The following is a 10,756-nucleotide window of genomic DNA, read 5'->3' as shown; positions in this document are numbered from 1 at the left end:
GACAGGTGACGGCGCGAAGGAAGGTGGCGCGATGGCGGCGGAAACGCTGACCAGGGACCGGGTACTGGACGCGGCGGAGGAGACTCTGCGGCGATTCGGGCCGGGCAAGACCACCGTGGTGGACGTCGCGCGGGCGCTCGGCGTCAGCCACGGCACCGTGTATCGCCACTTCGCCTCAAAGGCCGAACTGCTCGACGCCGTCCTCGGGCGCTGGCTGTCCCGGATGAACCCGCCGCTCACTGCCATCGTCGAGTCGCCGGGGCCCGCCGGTGATCGGCTGTGGCAGTGGCTGACCACGCTCATGCGGCTCAAGCACGACAAGGCGCGGACCGATCCCGATCTGTTCGCCGCATACGCGCTGCTGGCAGCCGAGGCGCGTGACGTGGTGCCGGCACACGTCGGCGAGCTCGTCGCACAGGTCACCCGGATCGTCGCGGACGGCGTCGAACGCGGCGAGTTCGCGCCGGGCGACCCGGCGGTGATCGCTCGCAGCGTGTTGGACGCGACGACCCGGTTCCACCACCCGGCGCATGCCGACGAGTGGGCCGCCGGGCCGGTCGAGCAGGCCTTCGAGGCGCTGTGGAACCTGCTGCTGCTCGGGCTCTGCGCACGCTGATTTCGCAGGCCAGGGGCTAATTTCCTTCACCCTGGAACGTTTGTTCGAACACGGCGACGGGTAGGTCAAAGGTGTCAGCACGAATGGGCCACCGGGGAGGGTTACTCCGTGTCCGACAAGACTTTCGACGACAATGGGCGAGGATCGGCAGTGAAGGCGGGCTGGGTGCGCGTGAGATTGACCGCACCGCAGGACGCCCGCGGGCCGCGTGGGGTGTCGTTGACCGAGGGCGAACTGGTGTTGCGGGCCGACCGGGTAGCGGTCGACGAGGAGCACCTGGTCTTCCTGTGCGCCGAGGAGGTGGTGTTCCGGCTGGACCGCCGGTACTTCAGAGCCCTGACCTGGTTCGTCGACCGGCCGACCTTCGGCGAGTGGCTGCGTGCCCGCCGCAAGCAGTATCCGAACTCACACACCCGCTGGTCCGAGGACGAGCGCGGCCAGCTGGCCACCGAGGTCGGGTCGGGCTTCGGCTGGCAGCGGATCTCCGACCTGCACGGACGGACGATACACGCGGTGCAGCGCGAGGCGGTGCGCGACGGGCTGGTGGCCGCGGAGGCCTTCCCGCGTCCCGGGGTGGGCTGAAGTCCGTGTCCACTTGACCTTGAGGGCGCTCCAGGCCGCAGACTGCTCTGCATGAATGCGACCGAGACACGCTTGGGGCGGCAGCTGTGAGGTACCGGGAATTCGGCTCGACGGGCCTGACGGTCAGTGAGATCGGTCTCGGTGCCTGGCAGTTGGGCAATCGGAAGGACTGGAACGGTCCGGACGAGGCCGAGTCGCTGGCCATCGTCGGCGCGGCCCTCGACGCCGGCGTGACGTTCTTCGACACCGCGCCGGGCTACGCGGACGGCCACAGCGAACGGCTGCTCGGGCTCGCACTGCGCGGGCACCGCGACCGGGCCGTACTGTGCACCAAGTTCGGGCACACGCCCGAGGGCACGGACTTCTCCACCGGGGCACTGCGCGGCTCGATCGAGCGCAGTCTGCGCCGACTCGGGACGGACGTCCTCGACATCGTGCTCATGCACAGCCCGCCGCCGGAACTGTGCGACGGCGGGCTCGTCCCGCACTACGGGATCCTGGAGGACCTCAAGCGCAACGGGCTGATCCGGGCCTACGGCGCCTCGCTGGACTGGCCGCAGGACATCGACATGGTGCTGGCGACCACGGACAGCAAGGCGCTGGAGGTCTACCTCTCGGCGTTCCACCAGGAGACGTGGGAGGCCACCGAGCGTGCGGGCGCGGCCGGCGCGGGAAGCGTGGTGAAAGTCGCGCTGGAGTCCGGGTGGCTGACAGGACGCTACGACGCGTCGTCCACGTTCGTCGGCGTGCGCTCGCGCTGGACGCCGCCGGAGGTGCGGCGGCGGGCCGCGCTCACCGCGCGCTTCCTTGAGCTGGTGCCGGAGGGCTGGACGCCGGTGCAGACCGCGCTGCGATTCGTGCTGGCGAACTCGGGCGTCTCGACTGTGATTCCGGGGACGCGAAACATCGCGCAGCTCACGGCGAACCTGGAGGCCGCGGACGGCGATCTGCCCGCTGACACGCTCGCGGCGCTGCGTGCGCTGTTCGCAAAGGAGATCGCCGGAGATCCGCTGCCCTGGTGACGGCCTGGCGACGGTCTCGGACAACGGCGACGAATCCCGTCGGCCGAGACCGTCGCCTGACTATGCTGGCAGCATCGGTTGAGGATCCGTTGAGGATTCCATTGGGGTGGGTCGCGCCGAGTGGCGCGTCGGGTGATGAGGAGTGGCGATGGATCCGTTGACGGTGTCGGCGGTCGCGACGGTACTCAATCGATTCCTCGGCGAAACGGCGGTGGAAGCGGGCAAGAGCACATGGGCGGGGCTGGTCAAGCTGGTGCGCGCGGCCTTCCCGGGCCACGCGGCCGCTGAGGCCGTCACCGAGGCCGCCGAACGGCTGACGCCCGGCACCGCGCCGGACCAGAACGCGGTGATCGACCTGAGCGCCGAACTGGTCGGCCTCGCGAAGAGCAACACCGGGTTCGAAAGCGCGTTGCGCAAGTGGATGGGCGAAGCCGGATCGCTGGCGATCGATGGTGGTGTGACCACGAACACCATCGAGAAAGGAGCGACGATACACGGCAACGTCGTGCAGGGGCGAGACATCGGCCCGATCACCTTCGGCAGGTGATCAGCATGCTCGTATTCGCATCGGACAATGTGATGTTCTGTCATCCATGTATGACGGTGAGGATCTTGCCGCACAAGCCGGAAAAATGCTCTGACGTCGGACATCCGGCTCGCGGGCCGGTTCCGCTACGGTTTGAGCGAGGACCTTCGGGATACATGCTTTGAAACAGCCGGGGTGGTCCGGACAGAGGGCGTCACTGACGGCGACGGATGGGAAACAGGTGAGCGGCCGGCCTCTTCGCCCCCGCGGACGCGACGACGCGGACCAGCCGAACGCCGCGGCGCGTGCCAGTGCCAGTGCCAATGGCAACGTCGCGAACAGCCGTCCTTCTTCTGCTTCCGGCGCGGCGGGAACGCGGCCACGCTCCGCGGGATCGCTCGCCGGGATGCGTAACCAGGCCCAGACTCGGCTTCGCGCACTGGCCGAGAACGACCCGGAGGCGTTGGTCAATCTGCGGCTGCGGATGACGGCCGCGTACGCGTGGCGGCTGCTCGTCATCGGGGCCGCCGTCTACGTGCTGTACATCGTGCTGCTCCGGTTCGAACTGGTCGGCATCGCGGTGTTCCTCGCCCTCGTGTTCACCTCGCTGCTACGACCGCCGGTCAACGCGATGTCCCGGCGGCTGCCGCGCTCGCTGGCCGTGCTGCTGTCGATGCTCGGCAGCCTGCTGGTGATCGCGGGAGTGTTCACGCTGGTCGGCACGACGGTCGCGGACGAGACCGACCGGCTCGGGCAGGAGTTCAGCGGCGGCGTGGCCCGGATCGAGACCTGGCTGGAGGGGCCGCCGTTGCGGGTGAACCCCTCGGCGCTGTCCGGGTTGCAGGGCAAGATCAGCTCCTTCGTCTCCTCGCACCGCTCGATCGTGATCAACCAGGCGCTCAGCGGCGCGAGCCGGGCGGTGGAGATCCTCACCGTGCTGGCGCTGGCGGTGTTCTGCTCGATCTTCTTCACCCACTCGGGCGAGCAGATGTGGCGCTGGTTCACCGTGCAGTTGCCCAGGGAGGCGCGCTCACCTTGGGATCGCGCGGGCCGGGCGGCGTGGAGCACGTTCTCCGGCTACACCCGCGGCACGATCATCGTGGCCGCGGCCAACGCGGTGATGGTCGGCATCGCGCTGTACCTGCTCAAGGTCCCGCTCGCGCTGCCGTTGACCGTGCTGGAGTTCCTGGCCTCCTTCGTTCCGCTGATCGGCTCGCCGGTGGCGATGGCGGTCGCGACGGTGGTGGCGCTGGCCGGACGCGGGGTGGTCACCGCGGCGATCGTGCTGGTGCTGATCGTGGTGATCGGGCAGATCGAGGGGCACGTGCTCCAGCCGTTCGTGATGGGCTGGGCGGTACAGCTGCATCCGGTGGCGGTGGCGATCTCGGTGATCGCGGGCAGCATCGTCGCGGGGGTGGTCGGCGCGGTGGTGGCCGTGCCGATGGTCTCGATCGCGTGGTCGATAGTGCGCGAACTGCGCACCGATCCGCCGGCGGCCGACGTGGACGTGGGGCCGACCGATACACGGTAACCGTGCAAGTCTTGCAATGATCGATTAAAAATTTGCGCGCTGCACACAGACTATTGCGGTCATGTGTTGTGGTGGTTACAGTCTGCCGCACTGAGCACCCACACCCACGGCTCAGGACTCAGCGACCGCCTCAGACACCGCGACAGACACCGCGCGCCAGAGCCGCCGTACGGTGCACTGACTGACGCGTCAGGGAAGGAATTCCATGGCAGTCACCCGCAGAAAGCTCATCGTCTCGGCGGCCGCCGGGGCCGCCGCCGCCTCGGTACCCGCGATCTGGCCGTCGTGGGCGTCGGCGGCCAGTGCGGCCGGGGACGTCGTCGGCAAGATCACCGTCGGGTATCAGGGCTGGTTCGCGTGCATCGGCGACGGCGCCCCGATCAACGGCTGGTGGCACTGGAGCAACAACTGGTCCCAGCCGCCGTCGCCGAGCAACAACAACATCAAGGCCTGGCCCGACATGGGCGATTACCCGAACAAGTACCAGACCGCGTACGCGAACCTGAACAACGGCCAGCCGGCGACGCTGTTCTCCTCTTACGACCAGTCCACGGTCAACGCGCACTTCCTGTCGATGCAGCAGAACAACCTCGACACCGCCGCCCTCCAGCGGTTCGACCCGAACAGCAGCGAGGGTCCGACCCGCGACGCGATGGCCGGCAAGGTGCGCACCGCCGCCGAGACCTATGGCCGCAAGTTCTACATCATGTACGACGCGACCGGCTGGACGAACATGGCGACGGAGATGCCGGCGGACTGGACGAACAAGATGTCCGCGCACACCGCGTCGCCGATGTACGCGAGGCAGAACGGCAAGCCGGTCGTCGGGATCTGGGGCTTCGGCTTCAACGACGCCAACCACCCCTGGGACGCCGCCACCTGCCTCAGCGTCATCCAGTGGTTCCAGAGCCAGGGCTGCTACGTGATGGGCGGCGTGCCGCGCGAGTGGCGCACCGGCACCGGCGGCTCGCGCTCGGGCTTCCTCGGCACGTACCACGCGTTCAACATGATCTCGCCGTGGATGGTCGGCGCGATCGGGACGATCTCGGACGTCAACAACGTCTACACGACGTACACCGTGGGAGACGTCGCGGACTGCAACGCCAACGGCATCGACTACCAGCCCTGCGTCCTGCCCGGCGACCTGTCGGGGCGTCAGCGCGTGCACGGCGACTTCATGTGGGCGCAGTTCTACAACATGGTGCGCGCAGGCGTGCAGGGCATCTACATCTCCATGTTCGACGAGTACGGCGAGGGCAACCAGATCGCCAAGACCGCGGCGACGCAGGCCACCGTGCCTTCCGGCTCCGGCCTGCTTTCGCTCGACGAGGACGGCACGGCCTGTTCCGCAGACTACTACCTGCGGCTGACCGGCGACGGCGGCAAGATGCTCAAGGGCCAGATCGCGCTGACCTCGACACGTCCGACGCAGCCGGTCGTCGGCGGCGACACCACGCCGCCGACCGTGCCGGGCAGCCTGCACATGACATCGAACACCGACACGACCGTCGCGCTGGCGTGGAACGCGTCGACCGACGACGTCAGCGTCGCCGGATACCACGTGCAGCAGGTCAGCGGCAGCACCAGCACCGTGGTCGCTTCGACGACCGCCACCAGCTTCACCGTCACCGGACTCACCGCGTCGACGAGCTACACCTTCGACGTGACCGCCTACGATGCGGCCGGGAACGTCTCCGCCGCGTCGAACACGGTGACCGTGACGACGAGCGCGCCCTCGGGCAACACCGACCTGGCGCTGCACCAGCCGGCGACCGCGAGCGGCTACACGCAGAACTACGTGCCCGGAAACGCCGTGGACGGCGACCCGAACACGTACTGGGAGAGCACGGACAACGCGTTCCCGCAGTGGATCCAGGTAGACCTCGGCTCGGCGAAGTCCATCGGCTCGCTCACGCTGACGCTGCCGCCGTCGACCTCGTGGGGCGCCCGTACGCAGACCATCACGGTCCAAGGCAGCACCGACGGCACCAACTACACGACGATCGTCGGCTCGACCGGCTACACGTTCGATCCGGCGTCCAACAACAGCGTCAGCGTGACGCTTCCGAGCACGACGACGCGTTACGTCAAGCTCACGTTCACGGCGAACACGGGTTGGCCCGCCGGGCAGCTGTCCGGTCTCTCGGTGTTCGCCGGGGCCGGTTCCCCGCCGCCCCCGCCGCCGTCGAACCTGGCGCTGAACAAGGCGACGTCGGCCAGCGGCTCGCAGTCGGGTTTCCCGTCCTCCAACGCCGTGGACGGCAACACCAGCAGCTACTGGGAGAGCACGAACAACGCGTTCCCGCAGTGGATCCAGGTGGACCTCGGTTCGAGCCAGAGCATCAGCCGTCTGGTGATGGACCTGCCGCCGTCGACCTCGTGGGGCGCGCGCACGCAGACCGTCACGATCCAGGGCAGCACCGACGGTACGAACTACACGACCCTCGTCGGCTCGGCCGGCTACACCTTCGACCCGAACACCGGCAACACCGTGACGGTCACGTTCGCGGCGGCCAGTGTGCGATACGTGAAGCTGACCTTCACGGCCAACACCGGATGGCCTGCCGGGCAGCTCTCCGAGCTCCAGGTCTACAGCTCCTGAAACTGCGCCTCCTCAACGGCCGCTGATCGCGGGAGAGACGGCCGTGTCCGGCGGCGCCGGTTCCCCGGGTAGCATGAGCGTTTTGTGACCGCCACGCTCGTCGCCAAGGACCTCGCCGCCGGACACGGCGACCGGATTCTGTTCTCCGGACTCGATCTCGTCGTCGCCCCGCAGGATGTGATCGGCCTGGTCGGCGCGAACGGCGCGGGCAAGTCCACACTGCTGCGGCTGCTCGCCGGGCTCGACCGGGCCGAGAAGGGCGAGGTGCGGCTCAGTCCGCCGGCCGCCACGGTCGGGTACCTGCCACAGGAGCCCGAGCGGCGCGACGGCGAGACGGTGCGCACGTTCCTGGCCCGGCGCACCGGAGTCGCCGCGGCGCAGCGCGAGCTCGACGCGGGCACCGAGGCGCTGGTCGAACAGCGGCCGGGCGCCGACGACGCGTACGCCGCCGCGTTGGAGCGCTGGCTGGCCCTCGGCGGCGCGGACCTGGAGGAGCGGGCCGAGCAGGTCGCCGCCGAGCTGGGACTCGGGGTGGACCTGGACCAGCCGACGGCCTCGCTCTCCGGCGGACAGGCCGCGCGGGCCGGGCTCGCCTCGCTGCTGTTGAGCCGCTACGACGTGTTCCTGCTCGACGAGCCGACCAACGACCTGGATCTGGACGGGCTCGAACGGCTGGAGTCCTTCGTCGGCGGGCTGCGCGCCGGGACCGTCGTGGTCAGCCACGACCGCGAGTTCCTGGCCCGCACGGTGACCCGCGTGCTGGAATTGGACCTCGCGCAGCAGCAGGTGAACCTGTACGGCGGCGGCTATCTCGCGTACCTGGAGGAGCGCGAGGTGGCCCGGCGGCACGCCCGCGCCGATTACGAGCAATACGCCGACACGCGCTCGTCGCTGGAGGCGCGCGCCCGGATGCAGCGGTCGTGGATGGAGCAGGGCGTGCGCAATGCCCGGCGCAAGGCGGGTTCGGACAACGACAAGCTCGGCCGCAAGTTCCGCACCGAGACCACGGAGAAGCAGGCGGCGAAGGCACGCCAGACCGAGCGGATGATCGAGCGGCTGGACGCGGTCGAGGAGCCGCGCAAGGAGTGGGAGCTGCGGATGGAGATCGCCGCGGCGCCGCGCTCCGGGTCGGTGGTGACGACGCTGCGCGGCGCGGTGGTGCGGCGCGGCGCGTTCACGCTGGGACCGGTGGACCTGGAGGTCGGCTGGGCGCAGCGGGTCGCGATCACCGGGGCGAACGGCGCGGGCAAGTCGACGCTCCTCGCCGCGCTGCTCGGCCGAGCCGGACTCGACGCGGGGTCGTCGGCGCTGGGTCCGGGCGTCGTGGTCGGCGAGATCGACCAGGCGCGCGGGCTGTTCCTCGGGGAACAGACGCTGCTCGACGCGTTCAGCACGCAGGTGCCCGACCAGGCGCCGGCCGATGTCCGAACCCTGCTGGCGAAGTTCGGGCTGCGTTCGACGCACGTGCTGCGCCCCGCGGCGACGCTCTCCCCCGGCGAGCGCACCCGGGCCGCGCTCGCGTTGTTGCAGGCGCGCGGGGTCAACCTGCTGGTGCTGGACGAGCCGACCAACCACCTCGACCTGCCCGCGATCGAACAGCTGGAGTCCGCGCTGGACTCGTACAACGGGACGCTGCTGCTGGTCACCCACGACCGCCGGATGCTCGACGCGGTACGTGTCACGCGGCGTCTGGTAGTGGCGGAGGGCCGCGTCACTGAGTTATAGGACCGAGGTGTAGCACCGGGTTGTAAGAACTGGGTCGTCAGCACCAGCTGTTCGGCGGAAAAAAATCCGATGGTCGTTTCACGGGTCCGGCATAGCATGGCGCCGTGATACCGACGGACCGGATCGTCCCGTTCCTCGTGACGGCGATCATCATCATCCTGGCCCCCGGCCCGCAAGTGCTGTTCGTGGTCGGCCGGGCGCTGGCTTACGGCCGGCGCACCGCGCTCTCGACGGCGGCCGGCGGCACGCTCGGCGCGTACGTCCAGGCGATCCTCGTGTCGCTGGGGCTCGGCACCCTGGTCGAGCGATCGGCGATCGTGTACACGTCGATCAAGCTGGTGGGTGCGGCCTACCTGGTGTACCTCGGGGTCAGGGCGTTCCGGCAGCGGCGCGAGCTGCACGCGGACATGACGTCAGAGAATGTCGAGAGCAGTGGTCAGCGCACGGCATCCGGTATGAGAGCAGCGTCGGACACGAAACCCGTGTCGGACATGAAAGCCGCGCGGCAGGGCGTGCTGGTCGGTCTGACCAATCCCAAGGCGGCGGTGTTCTTCGCCGCGATCCTCCCGCAGTTCGTGGATCGGTCGATCGGCCACGTCCCGCTCCAGATGATCGTGTTCGCGACGATGTTCTCCTCGATGGCGCTGGTCTCCGACAGCACTTGGGGCCTGGTGGCCGGGACCGCTCGCGACTGGTTCGCCCGCTCGCCGCGCCGCCTGGCGCTCGTCGGCGGGACCGGCGGGCTGGCGATGGTCGGGCTCGGCGTGGGCATCGCCGTCACCGGCCGCAAGGACTGACACCAGCTGATCACGAGCTGATCACCAGTCACCAATAGCCCTCGGCAGAGTCGAGCGCGCGCGGCGGGAGCGGCGGGTCGGCGGCCGGTGTGCGGGAGAAGCGCGGCGCGGGGGCGGGCTGAACGTGCCCGTCCACGGTCGTGAACGTGCCGCGGGCCGCGTTGTGCGGATGACCGGCGGCCTCCCAGGGCGTGAGCACCGGCGTGACGCAGGCATCCGATTCGGCGAACAGCTCGGCCCACCGGTCCCGCGGCCGCGCGGCGAAGGCCTCGGCGAGCTGCCGCGCGGTCTGCGGCCACGCCGACCGGTCGTGCTGGCGCGCCACGTCGATCCGCTCGGCCAAGCCGAGCCTGCCGATCAGCTCCACATAGAACTGCGGCTCGATCGCGCCGACGGCGACATACCCGCCATCCGAGCACTCATACGTCGCGTAGAAGGGCGCTGATCCGTCGAACAGGTTGCCGCCGCGTTCCCGCCGCCACAGGCCGCGCGCATGCAGGCCGTGCACGATTCCGCTGATCAGCGCGGCACCGTCGGTCATCGCGGCGTCCACGACCTGCCCGCGCCCTGAGCGCTCCCGCTCCACCAGCGCGGCGAGGACGCCGACCGCGAGCAGCATCCCACCGCCGCCGAAGTCCGCGACGTAGTTCAGCGGCGGCGACGGCGGCGCACCGGGCGGCCCGAGCGGTTCGAGCGCACCGGACAGTGCCAGGTAGTTGATGTCATGGCCGGCACGCGGAGCGAACGGGCCGTCCTGGCCCCAGCCGGTCATCCGCGCGTAGATCAGCCGCGGGTTGCGCTCAAGACAGGCGTCGGGCCCGAGGCCGAGCCGCTCCATGACCCCGGGTCGCATGCCCTCGACCAACACGTCCGCGCGCGCGGCCAGGTCGAGCGCGGCACCCAGGCCGTCCGGCTGCTTGAGGTCGAGCGCGACGACCGTGCGTCCGCGGTCCAGCGGATCGCCGGGATGTGGCGCCGCCGTCAGCCCCCGATCGGTCGGGTTCGTGACGCGCAGCACGTCGGCGCCGAGGTCGGACAACAGCGTGCAGGCGAACGGCGCAGGGGCGAGCGAGGCGAATTCGAGGACGCGAACACCGCCGAGGGGACCAGCGTCATGAAGGCTCGTCGAACTTGACCGTGGCCTTGTGGGCGACTGTGGGCTCACCCGCCGCTGCGCGTCGGCCGGCGCTGCGCCACCGGCCACGGTCGACTTCGGCGAGGGGTCATGGTTCGACATGCTGCGAGCTTAGAGGGTGCGCGGATTGGTGGCCGGGCTCGCGGGCCGATGGCCGTCGCCTGGCCGCGTTGTCGTCGGTCGCCGCAGCACCGCTGCGCCTCCCTCCTCCGCCTTGCCA

9 protein-coding genes are annotated in these 10,756 nt (G+C 69.7%); 8 read left to right on the top strand and 1 reads right to left on the bottom strand.

Going from position 1 to position 10,756, the window contains the following annotated elements:
• Positions 1-31 precede the first annotated feature (31 nt).
• The 8 genes from VGS97_RS14160 (at position 32) to VGS97_RS14125 (ending at position 9,401) form a co-directional block, all read left to right on the top strand.
• On the top strand, positions 32-616 hold the full coding sequence (locus VGS97_RS14160) for a TetR family transcriptional regulator (RefSeq protein ID WP_349262130.1): 585 nt from the start codon (positions 32-34) through the stop codon (positions 614-616).
• Between the two features lie 171 nt (positions 617-787).
• Positions 788-1,198 carry a hypothetical protein gene (locus VGS97_RS14155; protein ID WP_326853926.1) on the top strand — a complete coding sequence of 137 codons (411 nt, stop codon included), beginning with the start codon at positions 788-790 and terminating at the stop codon, positions 1,196-1,198.
• Positions 1,199-1,284: 86 nt separating this feature from the next.
• On the top strand, positions 1,285-2,220 hold the full coding sequence (locus tag VGS97_RS14150; RefSeq protein WP_326853925.1) for an aldo/keto reductase: 936 nt from the start codon (positions 1,285-1,287) through the stop codon (positions 2,218-2,220).
• 148 nt (positions 2,221-2,368) lie between these two features.
• The gene (locus tag VGS97_RS14145) at positions 2,369-2,767 is read left to right on the top strand and encodes a hypothetical protein (protein WP_326853924.1); all 399 of its coding nucleotides are present in this window, start codon (positions 2,369-2,371) and stop codon (positions 2,765-2,767) included.
• A 385-nt stretch (positions 2,768-3,152) separates the two neighbouring features.
• Positions 3,153-4,277, top strand: a complete 1,125-nt coding sequence (locus tag VGS97_RS14140; RefSeq protein ID WP_326853923.1) for an AI-2E family transporter — start codon at positions 3,153-3,155, stop codon at positions 4,275-4,277.
• A 205-nt stretch (positions 4,278-4,482) separates the two neighbouring features.
• Positions 4,483-6,879 (top strand): discoidin domain-containing protein, encoded by a 2,397-nt coding sequence (locus VGS97_RS14135; RefSeq protein ID WP_326853922.1) that lies wholly within the window; start codon positions 4,483-4,485, stop codon positions 6,877-6,879.
• A gap of 84 nt (positions 6,880-6,963) precedes the next feature.
• A complete protein-coding gene (locus VGS97_RS14130; RefSeq protein ID WP_326853921.1) occupies positions 6,964-8,604 on the top strand; it encodes an ABC-F family ATP-binding cassette domain-containing protein in 1,641 nt (546 codons plus the stop codon).
• A 104-nt stretch (positions 8,605-8,708) separates the two neighbouring features.
• Complete coding sequence (locus VGS97_RS14125) at positions 8,709-9,401, top strand: LysE family translocator (protein WP_326853920.1); 693 nt, start codon at positions 8,709-8,711, stop codon at positions 9,399-9,401.
• Between the two features lie 28 nt (positions 9,402-9,429).
• On the opposite strand, the gene VGS97_RS14120 is transcribed toward VGS97_RS14125, so the two are convergent.
• Entirely contained in the window at positions 9,430-10,638 is a 1,209-nt protein-coding gene (locus VGS97_RS14120; RefSeq protein WP_326853919.1) for a CaiB/BaiF CoA-transferase family protein, read from the bottom strand.
• Positions 10,639-10,756 lie beyond the last annotated feature (118 nt).

Source organism: Actinocrinis sp. (assembly GCF_035946395.1).
In the GTDB taxonomy this organism is placed as follows: domain Bacteria; phylum Actinomycetota; class Actinomycetes; order Streptomycetales; family Catenulisporaceae; genus Actinocrinis.
Note: the sequence above shows the minus strand (reverse complement) of the source record. Positions and strands in the feature narration are given on the sequence as shown.